The sequence below is a fragment of the Parajatrophihabitans canadensis genome, assembly GCF_053764775.1.
This window is the reverse complement of sequence record NZ_CM132445.1, coordinates 2,231,405-2,248,890: the sequence shown is the minus strand read 5'-3', so window position 1 is coordinate 2,248,890 and position 17,486 is coordinate 2,231,405. Positions and strand designations below refer to the sequence as shown.

20 protein-coding genes are annotated in these 17,486 nt (G+C 62.2%); 6 read left to right on the top strand and 14 right to left on the bottom strand.

All coding sequences use genetic code 11. The features are described 5' to 3' along the window. Positions 1–202: 202 nt before the first annotated feature. The 3 genes from mce (at position 203) to ACSMXN_RS10990 (ending at position 2,864) form a co-directional block, all read left to right on the top strand. Positions 203–622: a methylmalonyl-CoA epimerase gene (gene mce, locus ACSMXN_RS11000; protein WP_022912285.1), complete on the top strand. Its 420-nt coding sequence runs from the start codon at positions 203–205 to the stop codon at positions 620–622. A gap of 218 nt (positions 623–840) precedes the next feature. Beyond that, positions 841–1,692, top strand: a complete 852-nt coding sequence (locus tag ACSMXN_RS10995) for a hypothetical protein (protein ID WP_022912284.1) — start codon at positions 841–843, stop codon at positions 1,690–1,692. Beyond that, a complete protein-coding gene (locus tag ACSMXN_RS10990; RefSeq protein WP_022912283.1) occupies positions 1,689–2,864 on the top strand; it encodes an AI-2E family transporter in 1,176 nt (391 codons plus the stop codon). The genes ACSMXN_RS10995 and ACSMXN_RS10990 overlap by 4 nt, the downstream gene beginning before the upstream one ends. Before the next feature lie 379 nt (positions 2,865–3,243). On the opposite strand, the gene ACSMXN_RS10985 is transcribed toward ACSMXN_RS10990, so the two are convergent. From ACSMXN_RS10985 to nucS, 3 genes are read right to left on the bottom strand one after another with little or no spacing between them, the layout of a single operon-like run. Beyond that, positions 3,244–4,197: a hydroxymethylglutaryl-CoA lyase gene (locus ACSMXN_RS10985; protein WP_022912282.1), complete on the bottom strand. Its 954-nt coding sequence runs from the start codon at positions 4,195–4,197 to the stop codon at positions 3,244–3,246. Then, positions 4,194–5,819: an aldehyde dehydrogenase family protein gene (locus ACSMXN_RS10980; protein WP_022912281.1), complete on the bottom strand. Its 1,626-nt coding sequence runs from the start codon at positions 5,817–5,819 to the stop codon at positions 4,194–4,196. Before ACSMXN_RS10980 ends, ACSMXN_RS10985 begins: the two co-directional genes overlap by 4 nt. Positions 5,820–5,871: 52 nt before the next feature. Next, the gene (nucS, locus tag ACSMXN_RS10975) at positions 5,872–6,531 is read right to left on the bottom strand and encodes an endonuclease NucS (protein WP_022912280.1); all 660 of its coding nucleotides are present in this window, start codon (positions 6,529–6,531) and stop codon (positions 5,872–5,874) included. Positions 6,532–6,620: 89 nt separating this feature from the next. Between nucS and ACSMXN_RS10970 the strand changes: the two genes are divergently transcribed. Continuing rightward, positions 6,621–7,118 carry a phosphoribosyltransferase gene (locus ACSMXN_RS10970; RefSeq protein WP_022912279.1) on the top strand — a complete coding sequence of 166 codons (498 nt, stop codon included), beginning with the start codon at positions 6,621–6,623 and terminating at the stop codon, positions 7,116–7,118. Positions 7,119–7,257: 139 nt separating this feature from the next. After that, positions 7,258–7,563 (top strand): hypothetical protein, encoded by a 306-nt coding sequence (locus tag ACSMXN_RS10965; protein ID WP_022912278.1) that lies wholly within the window; start codon positions 7,258–7,260, stop codon positions 7,561–7,563. Between the two features lie 41 nt (positions 7,564–7,604). Here the strand turns inward: ACSMXN_RS10965 and murA are convergent, their stop codons facing one another. Next, positions 7,605–8,882 carry a UDP-N-acetylglucosamine 1-carboxyvinyltransferase gene (murA, locus tag ACSMXN_RS10960; RefSeq protein WP_022912277.1) on the bottom strand — a complete coding sequence of 426 codons (1,278 nt, stop codon included), beginning with the start codon at positions 8,880–8,882 and terminating at the stop codon, positions 7,605–7,607. Positions 8,883–8,966: 84 nt separating this feature from the next. On the opposite strand from murA, the gene ACSMXN_RS10955 reads away from it, so the two are divergent. Then, positions 8,967–9,539, top strand: coding sequence for a cob(I)yrinic acid a,c-diamide adenosyltransferase (locus ACSMXN_RS10955; RefSeq protein ID WP_022912276.1), 573 nt, complete (start codon positions 8,967–8,969; stop codon positions 9,537–9,539). 57 nt (positions 9,540–9,596) lie between these two features. On the opposite strand, the gene ACSMXN_RS10950 is transcribed toward ACSMXN_RS10955, so the two are convergent. From ACSMXN_RS10950 to ACSMXN_RS10905, 10 genes are all read right to left on the bottom strand, one after another. After that, a complete protein-coding gene (locus ACSMXN_RS10950; RefSeq protein WP_455407775.1) occupies positions 9,597–9,983 on the bottom strand; it encodes a DUF2550 family protein in 387 nt (128 codons plus the stop codon). Between the two features lie 88 nt (positions 9,984–10,071). Continuing rightward, positions 10,072–10,461 carry a F0F1 ATP synthase subunit epsilon gene (locus ACSMXN_RS10945; protein WP_022912274.1) on the bottom strand — a complete coding sequence of 130 codons (390 nt, stop codon included), beginning with the start codon at positions 10,459–10,461 and terminating at the stop codon, positions 10,072–10,074. 27 nt (positions 10,462–10,488) lie between these two features. Next, positions 10,489–11,943, bottom strand: a complete 1,455-nt coding sequence (gene atpD / locus ACSMXN_RS10940) for a F0F1 ATP synthase subunit beta (RefSeq protein WP_022912273.1) — start codon at positions 11,941–11,943, stop codon at positions 10,489–10,491. Beyond that, complete coding sequence (locus ACSMXN_RS10935; RefSeq protein WP_022912272.1) at positions 11,944–12,879, bottom strand: F0F1 ATP synthase subunit gamma; 936 nt, start codon at positions 12,877–12,879, stop codon at positions 11,944–11,946. A gap of 3 nt (positions 12,880–12,882) precedes the next feature. Continuing rightward, positions 12,883–14,454 carry a F0F1 ATP synthase subunit alpha gene (gene atpA, locus ACSMXN_RS10930; protein WP_022912271.1) on the bottom strand — a complete coding sequence of 524 codons (1,572 nt, stop codon included), beginning with the start codon at positions 14,452–14,454 and terminating at the stop codon, positions 12,883–12,885. Positions 14,455–14,608: 154 nt separating this feature from the next. Further along, positions 14,609–15,439 (bottom strand): F0F1 ATP synthase subunit delta, encoded by an 831-nt coding sequence (locus tag ACSMXN_RS10925; RefSeq protein WP_022912270.1) that lies wholly within the window; start codon positions 15,437–15,439, stop codon positions 14,609–14,611. Then, a complete protein-coding gene (locus ACSMXN_RS10920) occupies positions 15,436–16,020 on the bottom strand; it encodes a F0F1 ATP synthase subunit B (protein WP_022912269.1) in 585 nt (194 codons plus the stop codon). Before ACSMXN_RS10920 ends, ACSMXN_RS10925 begins: the two co-directional genes overlap by 4 nt. Positions 16,021–16,056: 36 nt before the next feature. Continuing rightward, positions 16,057–16,266 (bottom strand): ATP synthase F0 subunit C, encoded by a 210-nt coding sequence (gene atpE, locus ACSMXN_RS10915; RefSeq protein WP_022912268.1) that lies wholly within the window; start codon positions 16,264–16,266, stop codon positions 16,057–16,059. Between the two features lie 94 nt (positions 16,267–16,360). Further along, positions 16,361–17,179 carry a F0F1 ATP synthase subunit A gene (gene atpB / locus ACSMXN_RS10910; RefSeq protein WP_022912267.1) on the bottom strand — a complete coding sequence of 273 codons (819 nt, stop codon included), beginning with the start codon at positions 17,177–17,179 and terminating at the stop codon, positions 16,361–16,363. Next, a complete protein-coding gene (locus ACSMXN_RS10905) occupies positions 17,176–17,484 on the bottom strand; it encodes a hypothetical protein (protein ID WP_022912266.1) in 309 nt (102 codons plus the stop codon). Before ACSMXN_RS10905 ends, atpB begins: the two co-directional genes overlap by 4 nt. Between the last annotated feature and the right edge of the window lie 2 nt (positions 17,485–17,486).

Genomic DNA, 17,486 nt, shown 5'->3' with positions numbered 1-17,486 from the left:
TGGATTCTGCTCGTGACGAACTTGAGGTGCTCGCGCCGACGTCCGCGCGTCTGGATTACCCAGCCGTGCGGCCTATGTTCAGTAGCGCAGGCGAGCCCGAAGCCCACGATAGTCGCGACCAGACGTGCGCGCAGGCGACAATTCATATGAGGAATGCCACGGACTGCTTCCTGGATGCGCTTACGGTCGCCACCATAGGTGAATGACCATCCTGCGCATCGACCACGTCGGCCTTGCTGTCCCAGACCTCGATGAAGCGATTGCCTTCTACGCGGCAACCTTCGGAATCGAGAGCGTGCACGAGGAGACGAACACCGAACAGGGTGTCCGGGAGGCCATGCTCGCGGTCGGCGACGGTACCACCCGCATCCAGCTGCTCGCTCCGCTCGATGAGACCTCGACGATCGCGAAGTTCATCGGACGCAGTGGCCCAGGCATGCAGCAGCTTGCATACACCGTCGACGACATCGAGACGACCTCAGCAGAGTTGCGCGCAAAGGGTCTACGTCTGCTCTATGAGCAGCCGCGCCGGGGAACTGCCGATTCGCGGGTGAACTTCATTCATCCCAAGGACGCCGGCGGTGTGCTCGTTGAGCTGGTGGAACCCGCCAGCACCCATTAGCTCCGGCTGAGCGGCGCCGCTGGGGACAATCCGCGGATACGCCGCCTAAATCGGACCACAGGCCGCTTACTTGGTGAGGATCTCGTCGAGGCAGTCTGCGTCGCCGTGCGCTGTTGTTGGGTTGCTGTTGGGCTGATGCGGGCTGTCGTAGGCAGTCCCAGGGCAGACACACCTGGCGATACCAGCGAGCTGTCGCCTTCGCGTGCGAACATGGATGCATGGCAGCAGACAACCAAACCGACCTCCTGCCCTTGCTAGGCGATGATGTGCCGCATTTCGACATCGCTATGCGCGGTTACGATCGCCGCCAGGTCGACGAATACGTCGCGCGCGCCGAGGCTGAAATCGCCGAGAGCCAATCCGCTCGCGACGCCGCGCTGGCAACGAGTGCGGATCGCGCAGCGCAACTCGCCAGCAACGCGGCCCACATCGAGTCGCTGACTCGGCAAGCCGCCAAGACAACGAGCGAGGCGGTCAGCCCTGCAAACGTGTCCGATCGGATTCGGGACATGTTGCAGTTGGCCACGGACGAAGCCGCGCAGACTCGGCGTGCTGCCGAAGAAGAAGCAGAGCGGGTGATTTCGGCCGCCAAAGCTGACGCCGAACGGGTCCGCGGCGAGGCGGCCGCCGCGCAACAGCGGCTGACCGCGAGCGCCACGCAGCGCTCGGCTGAGGCAGACCAAAAACTCGCACAATCGCGGGTGCAGGCGGCTGCGGACATCGAAAGGGCGAATGCCGAGATCGCCGCCCTCATCGAGGCGACGAATGCTGATCGGGCGCGCCTCGATGCCGAAGCTGCCGCTGCTCGCGAGGAGGCCGACCGGACATCTGCAGCGCACCGTGAGCTCGCCGACGAGGACTTCGAGATCACGTTGCGCGCTCGGCGACGGGCTGCTGAAAATCAAGCCATCGCCGACCACGAGCAGGCAAAGAACATCGCCATCCAGCTCGTCGAGGACGCTAAGAACGAGGTAGCCCGCCTGAAAGAGGAACGGTCGGCCCTTCTGCAAGCGTTAACTGACCTGCGCGACAATCTCGCCTCCCTGATCGAAGGCGCTACCCCCCGGTGATCGAGCCCGCGCGCGGCGGTACTGGTCCGCCCGCTGTCGAGCCTCGAGCCGAACTAGAGCCAAGCGCTGCCACCAGTTCAGGTACCCGGAGCGGCGATCCCACCTCCGAACTCTCAGCCAGACTTAGGCCGGCTTCAGGGCGCACATTTGCGACCTATTCTCCGTTTCGGCTGGGATTGACGGCCGCAATCGGCTTCGGTCTCGCGTACCTGTTGTTCCGAGCCCTGGACCAGGGTCAGGACACGCTCATCTTGCTCGCTTTGTCACTGTTCTTGGCCGCTGGGCTCGACCCTGCAGTACGCAAGCTCGAGGGCTTCGGCTTGTCACGTGGCCCTGCGGTGGCAGCAGTCTTCGTAAGTGCAATCCTCATACTCGTCGGCATCGGCTTCGCCGTGGTGCCACCACTGGTCGATCAAACCGCGACATTCGTCCACAACTTGCCGGGCTACGTGACCGAACTCCAGAACAACAGGCGGATCGCAGAACTCGACAAACGCTTCGGGATCCTCAACTCGATTCAGAACTATCTGCACGACTCGAAGCTGGTGCAGCAGCTTGCAAGCAACCTTTTCACCGTTGGGTCAACGCTCGCAACGACGATCTTCCAGATCTTCTCACTTGCCGTTCTGACGCTTTACTTCCTGCTGTATCTGCGTGATATCACGGGATTCGCGTATCGACTGTCGCCGGCCTCGCGGCGACCTGCAGTGAGCCGCATCGGCGACAAGATCGTGATCCAGATCGGGCATTACGTCGTGGGCACCGGCGCCCTCGCCCTGAGTTCCGGACTCATATCACTGATTTTCTTTTGGATAGCTGGGGTTCACTACCCCTTCGCACTTGCGTTCATCGTCGCGGTATTTGAACTGGCCCCTGTGGTGGGCGCTGTTCTGGCGACGACGGTCGTCACGACGGTGGTGGTCCTCGATTCAGTGCCACGTGGGATCGCTACCCTCGTGTTCTTCATCGTCTGGTACATCGCCCAGCGGATCTGGCTTTACCCCCGGTTGCTACACCCATCAGTTCGGATCAGCCCAGCGGCCGCCGTCGTCGGTGCGTTGGCGGGCTTCACGCTCTTCGGGGTCGTTGGATTTCTGGTGTCGATTCCGCTCGTTGCGGTGATCACGTTGATCTTGCGAGAGGTTGTCCTGCCGAGGCAGGCGAGTCGCTAGGCCGTTAGTGCGCGCTGGCGATGCTGCCTCCCCCTCACGAGTACCGCGGTGCGTTGCGCGAGCGTTGTACGCCCGGCTGTCGACGGTCGCGGGCTGACCAACATGAAGTGTGCCAGTGGCGCCGGTCGGCAGCGTCCAGGTCTTCTGCTGGCCAGGCAACTACATGAGGTGTCGCTGCGCTCAGAACCTGGTCGCAACCAGGGCATCGGTACGGTCCCGAAGAGCCTGAGCCGCTAATCGAGCGCACGCGGTAATCGCGCTGCTGCCAGGTCTCTACCCGCTCGTGTAGGCCGGCAGGCTGCCCTTCCGAAACGACTTGGCTCCCGCGCTTACGGGAGGGCACGTTTCTACGGGGCATATATTCAGGCTAGCTCGCCCGTCACACTGCTGAGCCCGCGAGGGCTTGCACAACCCTCGATGGGCTGGGCCGCCCGAGTTGCTCAGCCATCCAGACGCTTGTCGCCACCAGCTTGTCGAGGTCGACGCCGGTTTCGATGCCCAGGCCGTCCAGCTGCCAGATCAGGTCTTCAGTAGCGAGGTTGCCGGTCGCACTCTCGGCGTACGGACAGCCACCGAGACCGCCGGCCGAAGCGTCCACGATCGACACACCACACTGCAGCGCGACCAAGGTGTTCGCAAGCGCTTGCCCATACGTGTCATGAAAATGCACCGCGAGCTGGTCCAGATCTAGGCCGTCAGCTTCGAGCTCGGCGAGGACTGCACGCACCTGTCCAGGGGTGGCAACACCGATCGTGTCACCGAGGCTTAGCTCCGTGCAGCCGAGCTTCATCAACCTGCCCGCCACCTCAGCGACCTGTCGAATTGGTACGCGACCCTCCCAGGGATCACCGAAGCACATTGACAGATACGCACGAACCCGCATGCCGTGCTCGCGCGCGCTTGCCACTACAGGTGCGAACATGTCGATCGATTCGGCGACGGTTCTGTTCAAATTTCGCTGTGCGAAGGTCTCGGTGGCCGAGCCGAAGATTGCGATCTCGTCGACGCCGGAATCGATCGCGCGCTGCAGACCTCGCTCGTTCGGTACCAGAACCGGGTAGCGGACGCCTGGTCGACGATTCAGGTCGGCGAGCAACTGCTCGGCGTCGGCGAGCTGCGGTACCCACTTCGGGTGCACAAAGCTCGTTGCCTCGACCACCTGGTGGCCAGCTTCGACGAGCCGCTCGATGAACTCGACCTTGACACCGACGTCAACAATTGCGGCCTCGTTCTGCAGACCGTCCCGCGGGCCGACCTCGCAGATCGTTACCCTGGCCGGCAGTTGCCCAAGACGGACGACGTCAGGCAGCCGGAGAAGGGAGTGACGCGTCATGGACCAAGCATATTGTTCTCGAGCGGGTCCCGCTCGGGAACGCCGTTGTAACCGCGCCCAGTGCCGCCCAGTCCTGCATCGCCTTCGCCAGCCGCTGCTCTGGGTTGCCAAGGCCTACGTTTGGCCGCGCCCGGAGATCTTCCCCAGCGCAACCTTGCTATCTGTTGCAGCTGGCTAACGGCCTTTTCCTTGCGGTCGAAAGTGCTCAACACGAGCGGTATCCGATACCGCTGCTGCGTAATCGCACGTGATCGAGCGAACTCGCGCAGGCCGTCCGGTCCGTGGATACGTCCGAACCCTGACGTTCCGCTGCCACCCCACGGCAGCGCAGGGATGAAGGCAAAGGTAAGGACCGAGTTGATGCTCACCATGCCCGCCGTCAAGCGGCGGGCTATCTTCGGTCCCTGTCGCTTGCTGAAGACGGACGCACCGAGTCCGTAGCTCCCCGAGTTCGCCAGTGCGATTGCTTGTTCCAGGTTGTCCACTTTCGTGATGGCTACGACGGGACCGAATGTCTCTTCCATCATGGCTGCATCCGCCTCCGCGACGTCGACCAGCACTACTGGGTCCACAAACGGCGCTCGCACGGAGTGCCGTCCTCCCACGGGTGATCGCGCCCCGTGTGCCAGAGCCTGGTCAACATGCGATGCGATCGTATCGATCTGCCTTGGCATAGTGATCGCTCCGTAGTCGGAGCCGACGCCATCGCCTACCCGCAGACCCCGCGCGAGCTCGACTACCTTTGCGGTGAACGAGTCATAGACGCTGGCCTCTGCATAGACGCGTTCGACGCCCGCACATGTCTGCCCGGCGTTGTACATCGCTCCCCAAACGGTCTGAGAGGCTGCAAGGTCAAGGTCGGCATCTGCCGCGACGATGAGAGCGTCTTTACCGCCACCCTCGATGACGCAGGGTGTCAGCGTCTCGGCACACGTAGCCATCACGATCTTGCCAGTGCGGGCCGATCCGGTAAACGCAACTTTGTCGACCCCGGCGCGACACAAGGCTTGGCCGGTAGGGCCAAGGCCAGTGACCAATTGTAGAACCGGAGACTCCGGCACAACTGCCGCGAAAGAATCGACCAACCATTTGCCAACCGTCGGCGTGAATTCGCTCGGCTTGAAAACCACGGCGTTGCCGGCTGCGAGGGCGTAGGAGATGGAACCCATCGGTGTGTGTACCGGGTAGTTCCACGGTCCGATGACCCCCACCACGCCGAACGGCAGATACTCCAACGTGGCCGAGTGATTGACCGCGAGAATGCCCGGCGCAACCCGGCGCCTGCCGAGCACCTTTCGCGCGTGGTGGGTCGCCCAACTCAGGTGAGCCACGGCGATTGTTACTTCAACAATCGCGTCAGGGACTGACTTACCACTTTCGTCGTGGACAAGCGCGGCTAACTCTTCGGTGTGGGAGACGAGGTACGCGCGCCAAGCCGTCAGCCGGTTCCGGCGCGACGGTTCGCCGAGTTTCGTCCACCAAGCGGCGGCGCGGCGAGCGGCGGCGGCAACCTCCTCCACCTGAGTGGCCGAGTGCACATCAAAAGAGGCGATCAGCTCGCCCGTCACGGGATTTGTCGATGCAAAGACGCCTGTTGTCACATCATTGACCGGATGAGCCATGGCCCGAGGTTACTGATCAGTAGACGCCGATGCCAGCACAGGAAATATGTCGTTAGAACAAGCGTTGGGACGGGTCGTCCTTTCCTCTCAGCAGGTCATAGTCGAGTATCAAGCAGGCGATTCCGCGGTCCAGGGCGAGTGTCCGGGCTTGGGGCTTGATTTCCTGTGCGGCAAAGATCCCTTTGACCGGCGCGAGCAGCGGATCACGATTGAGTAGTTCCAGATAGCGGGTCAGCTGCTCAACACCATCGATGTCGCCCCGCCGCTTTATCTCGATGGCGACTGAGACTCCCTGAGCATCACGCGCCATTATGTCCACCGGCCCGATGGCGGTCGGGTATTCGCGCCGCACCAACCGGTAGCCCTGCCCCGCCGTCTCGATGTGTTCGGCGAGTAAGAGATGCAAATGAGCTTCGACGCCGTCCTTCACCAAACCGGGGTCAACACCCAGCTGATGCGAGGAATCATGCATGATCTCTTCGATATTGATGAGCAACTGCTCGCCGGCCTTGTTGGTGACGATCCAAGTGAGCTCGGTCTCGTCAAGCCGGCACGGTGGCGACATCCAGTTGAGGGGTTTATAGGAGCCGCCGTCGGCGTGAACCAGTACCGAACCATCGTTCTTCACCATTAGCAGGCGCGGCGCCATAGGCAGGTGCGCTGTGAGCCGACCGATGTAGTCAACCGAACAACGAGCTATGACCAGACGCACCGGGGCAGCCTATCGGCCGCACCGCACGCTCGCGACGCCGGGCGAACTCCGGGCATTCGACGCCGCGCGGCACGGTGCAGGATTCACGCATGAGTTCACCTGAACGCGAGACCCTCACCTGGACCGACTTCGGCGTAGCTGGCCGAGAACTTGCGCTTGCGATCGCGGAGGACGGATTCAAACCTGACCTGATTCTCGCCATCGCACGCGGTGGGCTGTTCGCTGCCGGCTCGCTCGGCTATGCCTTGGACGTGAAGAATCTCCACGTGATGAACGTCGAGTTCTACACCGGGGTCGACTCGCGCCTGGTCATGCCGGTCATGTTGCCGCCCGTCCCCGATCCCGTTGATCTGTCCGGCGCGCGCGTCCTGATAGCTGATGACGTCGCCGATACAGGGGCAACATTGAGATTGGTCAAAGACTTCTGCGCGAGCCATGTTGCCGACGTCCGCTGTGCCGTCGTGTACGAAAAGCCGACGTCGACAGTGAAATGTGAGTACGTCTGGCGGCGTACTGACCGCTGGATCAACTTTCCGTGGTCAACTGAACCGCCGGTTGTAGCCGGATCGATGAATCGGGACGCCTAGCGGGCGGCCTGGTCGACCAGCAGATCGGTGACACCACCGATCGTCGGCGGAGGCACCCTGTTCGCTGCGACCGGTTATGCCCATATTCTCGAATAGCAAATCGAATAGCAAAACGAATACCGCAGCGGAGGGAGGCGTGATGGGATTCGACCTCTCCGTTCCGCTCACCGCCTTCGTCATGGCGGCATTGCTAGCATTTGTCCTCCGTTGGGCCTTTCGACCTTCCCGACCTCGCACTGGCCGACCCGCGCAGGGACCCAACGCCGACCTGGGTCTACTCACCGCAGTTCTCAGCTCGGCAAGCCGGTCCGAGGCGTTGCGCGCCAAAAATCAGCTGTCCGCAGCCGGTATTCGGTGCTCACTATCGAGACTCGCCGCAGACCGGTATGACCTGTTGGTGTTTCGTCCCGATGTCGAACGGGCCACCGAGCTGCTCGCCGGCTGACCCCTGGCAGGCAAGACCGGCCGCAGCGTTCGGAGAACGTCTCAGAAGAGGTCGGATTCGGCCCGCGTGACGTCAGCACCGAGCGAGCGCAGCTGCTCATCGAAGCGGACATAGCCGCGGTCGATGTGATGAATCTCGGACACCTCAGTGACCCCATCGGCGACCAGGCCCGCGAGAACCAAGCCGACGCCTGCCCTGATGTCGGTCGCCCGGACGGGTGCACCAGAGAGTTCCGGCTTGCCCCGGACGACCGCGTGATGGCCGTCCGTTCGCACATCGGCGCCCATGCGGGCGATCTCGTCGCAGAACATGAAGCGAGCCTCGAAGAGATTCTCGGTGATCATCGCGGTACCTTCGGCAATCGACAACAAGGCGATTGCCTGCGGCTGAAGGTCGGTTGCCAGGCCGGGGTACGGCAACGTGACCACGTCAAAACTGCGCGGACGATCAGTCGCCGACACCCGGAAACCATCAACAAGCACATCGACCGACGCACCCGCAGACACCAGCTTGTCCAGAGCAATCTCCAGATGAGCCGCCCTGCCGCCCCGGACCGTGACATCGCCTCTGGTCATGGCCGCAGCCATCGCCCACGTCCCCGCGACGATCCGATCAGAAACCGCCGCGTGTGCCGTCGGTTTGAGTGAATCGACGCCGGAGATCTCCAGGGTCGAGGTGCCGATGCCGCCGATCTGTGCACCCATCTCGACGAGCATGTTGCACAGATCGACGATCTCCGGCTCGCGCGCAGCATTATCGATGACGGTTGAGCCCTTCGCCAGCGTTGCCGTCGTGAGCAGGTTCTCGGTCGCGCCCACACTTGGAAAGTCCAGCCAGATGGTCGCACCGTGCAGCTGATCGGCCTCGACGACGACGTAGCCGTGCTCTACCCGCACGGCCGCGCCCATCTTCTCCAATCCCATGAAGTGCATATCCAGCGGACGCGAGCCGATGGCATCACCACCTGGCAGGGCAACCTGAGCCTTGCCGCAGCGGGCGATGAGCGGTCCTAGGACACAAATCGAACCGCGAATCTTTCGAACCAGCTCGTACGGTGCTCGATGCTCCAGAAGGTCGGGCACGTCGATCGACACCACATCTGTGCCGTTCTCATCGCGATGCTCGGTGACGGTGCAGCCCAGCCGCTCGAGCAACCGGTTCATGATGGTGACGTCGGAGATGGCCGGCAAGTTCGAGATCGTGGATCGTCCCGGGGCAAGCAACGCAGCAGCCATCAGTTTGAGAACGCTGTTCTTGGCACCCACTACAGGCACCTCACCTGACAATCGGGCACCACCGACGACTCGCAATACCTGCACCCGGACAGCCTAGTCGGCGCTCTCCGTCGGGCTTACCGCGTCGCGACGAGATGGAGTACATCTCCTGACCGCTAGATTCACTGTATGGCTGTGCACTTAACGCGTATCTACACCAAGACCGGCGACGACGGGACGACGGCGCTCGGCGATATGAGCCGGGTATCCAAAACCGACGTTCGCGTCGCCGCGTACGCAGACTCGGATGAAACCAATGCAGCCCTGGGCGTGGCGATCGCACTCGGCGATCTCGACGATCGCCTGACCGTCGTGATTCGGCGACTCCAAAATGACCTGTTCGATGTCGGCGCCGACCTCTGCACGCCCATCGTTGTCGAACCAAAATATCCGCCACTACGGGTGACCGCGGAATACATCAGCCGCCTAGAAGGCTGGTGCGACGAATTCAACGCAGAGCTCAGCAAACTCGACAGCTTCATCTTGCCGGGCGGCACGGCGGGCGCAGCGTTACTGCACACGGCTCGAACGATCGCCCGCCGAGCCGAACGGTCGACGTGGGCATTGATCGAGGCAGATCCGAACGTCACGAACGTCCTCGCAGCCACCTATCTCAACCGGCTGTCCGATCTACTGTTCATCCTCGCGCGATGCGCCAACCCGGCCGGCGACGTCTTATGGCAGCCGGGCGGCTCCGTCTGAAGTTGGCCTGTGCTTATTGAGCGCCTCAGAACCTCGGCGCTGTGCTGATTGAGCGCCTCAGAACCTCGGCGCTGAAGCCTCCAGCCACGATAGAAATCCTGTCAGGCCGCTGTCTGGGAATCCGAGTGAAATCGATTCGCCCCGAAACGAGCACTCCACTATCGACAGATTTGGGCGCAAGGCCATATCCCGACTCGCATCCCAAGCTCGATTTGATACGACCGACAGCTCACTGCGAGGCATGCGCATCGCCGCGGTGGGCGACAGGCTTAGAGTTCGATACCAGACAAACTCGTCGCCGGCATAGCGCCCGACGCCGTTGGCCCAGCGCTGGTCGCCGCGCTTGAGCGCGACGGCCAAACTTCCCACGGAGGAGACCATTCGTCGCTGGTGAAGTACCACCAGAACAAATGCGGCAATAGCGCAAAGACCGAAAAGGCACACGGCGACGAGGCCGAGGACCTCGACCGCTCTCACCGTGTGCCTCCGTGGCGGAAATCATGGCCGCCGACCACCGGCGGCCCGTGTTGCGTTAGATTTGCTCCCCCGCTGCGCGCAATCGGGCGAGAGCCCGATCTCGTGCCGCGACAGTCGACTCGCCGGACCCCGAACCTGCTCGTTCGAGCGCCGCGTGAGCACGTGCTACGTCAATCTCGTCCGCCGATTCGGCCATCTCAGCTAACACTGACACACCGTCCTCCCGAACGGAGAGGAAACCACCGTGAACGGCCACTCGCTGTTCGACCCCGTCCGCCTGCTGAATCCGGACAAGCCATCCCGGCGCAAGAGCACCGAGCAAGGGTGCGTGACCGGCCATCACGCCAATCTCGCCCTCGCTGGTACGTGCGTACACCGCGGTGGCCTCGCCTGACCAGATCGGCCGCTCTACCGAGACCAGTTCAACCTGCATTGTGTTAGCCATTGGCGCTCCCCTTACCGATCACTGAGCTCAGGCGTTGTTGAGTTCGTGTGCCTTCTGCTCAAGATCCTCGATGCCGCCGCACATGAAGAACGCCTGCTCTGGGTAACTGTCGAAGTCCCCGGCTGCCAGACGCTTGAACGCGTCGATCGTCTCCTCGATCGGAACGAACGAGCCCTCGATCCCCGTGAACTGCTTGGCCACGAATGTGTTCTGCGAAAGGAAACGCTCGATTCGTCGGGCGCGCCCGACCAGAATCTTGTCTTCCTCGGAGAGTTCATCGATGCCAAGAATGGCAATGATGGACTGCAGCTCGTTGTAACGCTGCAGGATCCGCTTCGTCTCCTGGGCGACATCGTAGTGCTCCTGGCCAATGTACTGGGCATCCAGAATGCGTGATGTCGAGTCCAGCGGATCGACGGCTGGGTAGATGCCCTTCTCCGAGATCGGACGAGACAACACGGTCGTCGCATCGAGGTGAGCGAAGGCGGTGTGCGGAGCCGGGTCGGTGATGTCGTCGGCGGGAACGTAGATCGCCTGCATGGAGGTGATCGAGTGACCACGCGTAGAGGTGATGCGCTCCTGCAATTGGCCCATCTCATCGGCAAGCGTCGGCTGATAACCCACGGCCGACGGCATGCGGCCGAGCAGTGTGGACACCTCGGACCCCGCCTGGGTGAAGCGGAAGATGTTGTCAATGAAGAGCAGCACGTCCTGACCCTGCACGTCACGGAAGTACTCCGCCATGGTCAAGGCCGACAGCGCAACCCGCAGGCGAGTGCCCGGCGGCTCGTCCATCTGTCCGAATACCAAGGCCGTTTTGTCGAGAACACCGGAATCGGTCATCTCGGCGATCAGGTCATTGCCTTCGCGAGTGCGCTCGCCCACCCCGGCGAAGACAGAGACACCACCGAAGTTCTCTGCGACGCGGTAGATCATTTCCTGGATGAGCACGGTCTTGCCCACACCGGCACCGCCGAAGAGCCCGATCTTGCCACCAGTCACGTACGGGGTGAGCAGATCGATGACCTTGATACCGGTCCACATCGGCTCGGTCTTGGACTCGAGCTGGTCGAATGGCGGCGGGTCACGGTGAATCGACCAGCGCTCGGGAAATTCGAGGTTCTTGCCAGCTTCATCAAGCGGTACGCCCAGAGCATTGAAGACGTGGCCTTTGGTGATGTCACCAACCGGCACGGTGATCGGGCCGCCCGTGTCGGTCACCTCGGCCCCACGAACAACGCCATCGGTGGGCTGCAGGGCGATCGCGCGCACCATGTCGTCACCGATGTGCTGCGCAACCTCGAGAGTCAGCGTCTTGGAAAGCTCGCCGAGTTCGACCTCAACCGTAAGGGCGTTGTAGAGGCCAGGAATGTTGTTCCGGCCAAACTCGACATCGATCACGGGGCCCGTAACGCGGACCACTCGGCCCACACTTGGGGCCGTCGTGTCGGTTGAGACGGAATCTTCGAAGAGAGTGGTCATCTACTGGTCACTTCCTGCTGCGGCGAGAGCGTCGGCGCCGCCGACGATCTCGCTGATTTCCTGGGTGATCTCGGCCTGGCGAGCCTGGTTCGCCAACCGTGTGTAGGTCTTGATCAGATCGGATGCATTGTCGGAGGCGGACTTCATTGCGCGTCGCCGAGCCGCCGACTCAGATGCTGCTGACTCCAGCAGGGCCGAGAAGATGCGCGCGCTGATGTACCGCGGTAACAACGCACCGAGCAATTCCTCGGGCTCCGGCTCGAAATCGTAGGACGGGCCGAGCTCAGACTGTTCGCTCGCGTCGTCTGACACCAGCGCGCCCTCGGCGTGACGAACGGGCGCCACCTGAACTGCGACTGGCGTCTGTGTGACCATCGATTCGAAACGGGTGTAGACGACGTACAACTCGTCGATGCCCGCGGAATCGTGCGACTGGCCTTCGCTGCCGGCCTCGAGGGCCGAGACGACCGTTTCCGTCGCGTCGCGGACGTCGAGGAACGTCGGCTGCTCGGAGAATCCGGTCCAACTCTCGGCGATAGCGATCTGACGGAAGCGGTAAAAGCCGACGCCTTTGCGACCGATGACGTAGAGAACGGGCTCTTTGCCGGCCGCACGAACCTCATCGCTGAGTTCGTTTGCTTTCTTGATTGCGTTCGCGCTGTACCCGCCAGCAAGACCGCGGTCTGAAGTCACCACCAGGATGCCGGTCCGCTTTGGGTTTTCCGTCCCGGTCAACAACGGGTGTTTGAGCGAGGTGTCCGTACCAAGCGCCCGAAGAGCGCGCGTGAGCTCATCGGCGTACGGCCGGGCCGCGTTGACCCGGTTCTGCGCCTTGACAATCCGCGACGCGGCGATGAGCTCCATCGCCTTTGTGATCTTCTGGGTCGACTGGGTCGACTTGATCTGCCGCCGATAAACCCGAAGCTGAGCGCCCATCAGCTACGACTTCGCGTCCGCTTGAGCAGCTTTGTCTGCCTTGAACTGGGCCTTGACCTCAGCCGTTGCAGCCTCGAGCAGACTTATCGTGTCATCGCTCAGCTGGCCAGTGTTGATGATGGCGTCGAAGATCTCTTGCTTGCTGTGGGCAATGTAATCATGCAGCGCAGCCTCGAACGGTCGAACGTCTGCAACCTCGAGATCATCGAGCTCACCGGTTGTCCCGGCCCAGATCGAAACGACCTCCTTCTCGGGCGAGAACGGAGATGACGCGGGTTGCTTGAGCAGCTCCACCAGACGCGAACCTCGTTGCAGCTGCTGTTGGCTGGCCTTGTCGAGGTCTGACCCGAAGGCCGCGAACGCCTCCAGCTCGCGGTACTGGGCAAGATCCACGCGAAGTCGCCCGGCGACCGATTTGAGTGCCTTGGTCTGAGCAGACCCACCGACTCGCGACACCGAAATACCGACGTTGATAGCTGGCCGGACGCCTGCGTTGAAGAGGTCGGTCTCGAGGAAGCACTGGCCGTCGGTGATCGAAATAACGTTGGTCGGGATGTAAGCCGACACGTCGTTACCTTTGGTTTCGATGATCGGCAAACCAGTCATGGAACCGCCGCCGAGTTCGTCAGAGAGCTTTGCGCAGCGTTCGAGAAGGCGCGAGTGTAGGTAGAACACATCGCCGGGGTAGGCCTCACGACCGGGCGGGCGGCGAAGCAGCAAGGACACTGCGCGGTAGGCCTCCGCTTGTTTGGAGAGGTCGTCGAAGACGATCAGGACGTGCTTGCCGGCGTACATCCAGTGCTGGCCGATGGCCGAGCCGGTGTACGGGGCGAGGTATTTGAAGCCGGCCGAATCCGAGGCGGGGGCGGCAACGATGGTGGTGTACTCGAGGGCGCCTGCCTCCTCGAGGGTGTTCCTCGCGGCCGCGATCGTCGAGCCCTTCTGACCGATCGCAACGTAGATACAGCGAACCTGTTGCTTAGGGTCTCCAGATTTCCAGTTCGTACGCTGATTGATAATCGCGTCGAGAGCAACTGTGGTCTTGCCTGTCTGGCGGTCGCCGATGATCAGCTGACGCTGGCCACGCCCAATTGCCGTCATCGCATCAATCGCCTTGATGCCGGTGAGCAGCGGCTCGCGTACCTCCTTGCGCTGGACGACCGTAGGTGCCTGCAACTCAAGCGCGCGGCGCCCGTCGGCGACGATGTCACCGAGGCCATCGATCGGAACTCCGAGCGGGTTGACGACGCGGCCGAGAAAGTTGTCGCCGACCGGCACCGAAAGGATCTCTCCGGTTCGCTTGACGGCCTGTCCTTCTTCGATCTGGGAGGCATCACCAAGGATGACCACCCCGATGTCACGGACATCGAGGTTCAGCGCCAACCCCAAAGTGCCGCCTTCGAACTCCAGGAGTTCGTTGGTCATGGCACTGGGTAGGCCCTCGACGTGGGCGATGCCGTCACCGGTGTCGGCAACCACGCCGACCTCTTCGCGCGAGGCCTCGGGCGAGTACGAGGACACATAGCCCTCGAGCGCACTCCGGATCTCATCGGCGGAGATCGTCAACTCAGCCATCTTGGTTCCTCAATCTCGATCGCTAGATATGCCGTGTGGGTCAGTCTGCTTCATTCTGCTGCTGTCTTGCTCAATGCTGTCTTGCTCAATGCTGTCTTGCTTGCGTAATGCTGTGATGCTCTTGCTTGGCACCGCGGTTTCGCCGACTACAACTTCAGCCGGCCAGGGCCGACCGCGCCGCGGCCAGCCGGGTCGCAACTGTGCCGTCTATTACCTCGCCGCCGACGCGCACAACCAGGCCGCCCTTTATCGAAGGGTCGACCGCAGTTCGCACGTTTATTGGCCGACCGTAGATGCTCGTCAAGATCGAGCCGAGGCGCTCGGTCTGCTCTTGGCTGAGTTCACTCGCGGAGACCACTCGGGCGACGGACCGGTCGCGCCGGACGGCACTTGCCTCGAGAAGGTCGTCGATTGCCAGTTGGATGCTGCGCTTGCGTCCGGTCGACACGGCGTGAGCCAGCAGCTCGATAGTGATGGAATCGGCCTTGCCGTCCAAAACCGAGTGCAGAAGCGCGACCCGACGCTCGGCCGGCACTACCGCCTCGTCCAACGCGGAGGTAAGGCCGGAGGCGGTCTCGAGAATGCGTTCGAACCGAAACAGCTCGTCCTCGACTGTGTCCAGACGACCCTGTTGCTGGGCCGAAGCCAGCAGCGTGTCATCCGCGAGGATCTCCAAGCTGTCGGTCAGGTCCCAGGCAGATGACCAACGGCTCGTAACGGCCGACACCACGAGATCCACCGCAGGCTCGCCGATACGCCCGCGAAGCAGCGACCGAGCAAGCTCACCACGAGTAGCCGAATCGGTCGAAGGGTCGGCGAGCGTTCGCCGTAACCGCGGTTGGTGCGCAAGCAAATCCGCAGTCGCGTAAAGCTCGCTGGCCAGGTCTCGCTCAGCAGTTCCGCCTTGTGAGGCGAGACCTTCCAGCACGCCGTTCAGACCCTCGCGGACATCCGCGAGTGCCTGACGTGAGGCGGCGTGAATCATGCCGGACCACCGGGGCTTCCGGGGGAACCGGCGGTGCCGCTAGCCTGCTGGCGTTCGATGTCGGCCAGGAACGCATCGACCGTGCTTCGCACCGCAGCATCATCGGAAAGCCGCTCGCCGACTATTTTTTCCGACAGCTCAACCGCCAGCGTGCCGATTTCGCCACGCAGCTCGCGGACGACTTGGCTGCGCTGTGCTGCAAGTTGCTCGGCACCCCGCGCAACGATCCGTCCTGATTCTTCTTGCGCCTGGGCACGCAAATCTTCAACGATGCGCTGCGCCTCTGCGCGCGCACCCTCGCGGATCTGCGCCGCCTCGGCACGCGCCTCAGCTAGTTGGGCGTTGTACTGCTCAAGTAAGCGCGCTGCCTCGGCCTGCGCCTGCTCGGCCCGCTCGATACCACCCTCGATGGCGTCTCGCCGTTCCGCGAACGATTTCTCGAAGGCGGGAACGATGTACTTGCGGACCAGCAGGAACAGCAGCCCAAAGATGATCAGCACGAGGACGATCTCGGACACGTGCGGAAGAAGCGGATTCGGTTCTTCCGTGGTGGTCGTGTCCGCTGCAAAGATCGATGTCATGTTCGGATCCCCATTGCTCGGTGCTGCCGCGGCCAGTTACGGTTTGAGGACGAAAGCCAGCGCGATACCGATGATCGCGAGCGCCTCGGCGAGTGCGAAGCCGAGGATAGCGATCGGCTGCAACCGGCTCTGCATCTCGGGCTGGCGAGCAGTCCCGTTGATGTACGCGGCAAAGATGAGGCCGATACCAACACCCGGGCCGATTGCCGCGAGGCCGTAGCCAACCATGTTGAGCGTGCCACCCATGAGGGTTTCCTTTCGTTTCTCGGCCAGTCTGGCCGATAGTGACCTTATTCGTGGTGCGCACGGTGCGCGGGTATAGCTATACCGGTCTAGCGGATTAGTGTTCCGAGGCCAGAGCGCCCTGGATGTACTGCGCTGTCAGCAACGTGAAGACGTAGGCCTGCAGGAGCGCAACGACCACTTCCAGGAATCCGATCAAGACGCCAAGAGCAAAGGCGAGCACGCCTGCCGGTTTGAGCACTATGGACCCGGTTGCATCGAGCAGAAGGTAGGCGCCACCGGTCGAGAAAAGAATGATGAGCAGGTGGCCGGCGAACATGTTCGCGAACAGTCGCAGCGACAGCGTGATCGGACGGATCAGGATGTTCGACAGGAATTCCAGCGGAATCAACAGCGGCAGGATCCACCCGGGGACGCCTGCGGGAATGGTCGTCGCCTTCAGGTAGCCGAAGAATCCCTTGTCCATGATTCCGACGGCGTTGTAGATGATCCATACCATGGCGGCGATGCCGTAGGCGAAGCTCACTCGCGAAAACGGCGCGAACTGCAAGACGGGAACGATGCTGAAAAGATTGTTGACCAGGATGAAGAAGAAGAGCGATACGAGCAAAGGAACGAACCGCTTGAAGTCCTTGCCGCCGATCACGTCCTGCGCAATGCCATTGCGGACAAAGCTATAGGCCTGCTCGCCCAAGTATTGGCTTTTCGTCGGCACGACAGCGCCATTGCGGGATGTGACCGCTAGGAAGAGGTACGCAACCACAGCGCCCAGGACGAGCAGCACTGACGATTTCGTCAGCAGGACGTCGTAACCGCTCTCATTCCATGACTTACCTGTGAAGTCAGGAAAGAAGAAGTCGATCGGTCCGGGTGCATGGAATCCTTCTGCAAGGACACCGCTTACGGCGTGGCTCACGCAGTCTCTCCTCGGTCATTACTATCTGGCCGTTGTGCTTGGGCTGCATCGTCGGTGGTCGTGCTGGTGGTCGAATCGCTCGCGTGCCCGTCTGGCCCACGAATCAGGTATCGGGCGAATACTAGGTATAGCCCAAAACCCGCGCCGACCAGAATCCCGATCGGAATCCAGTATTCGGCGTGGAGCCAGACGCTCAATCCCCAGCCGATGAAGCCATAGATAGCTACGCCGGCCACAAGGTAGCCGAACGCTGCCCACGGATCACCGCCCGGCGCCGGAGCGCCGGGTTCTGAGGGACGGTTCATCT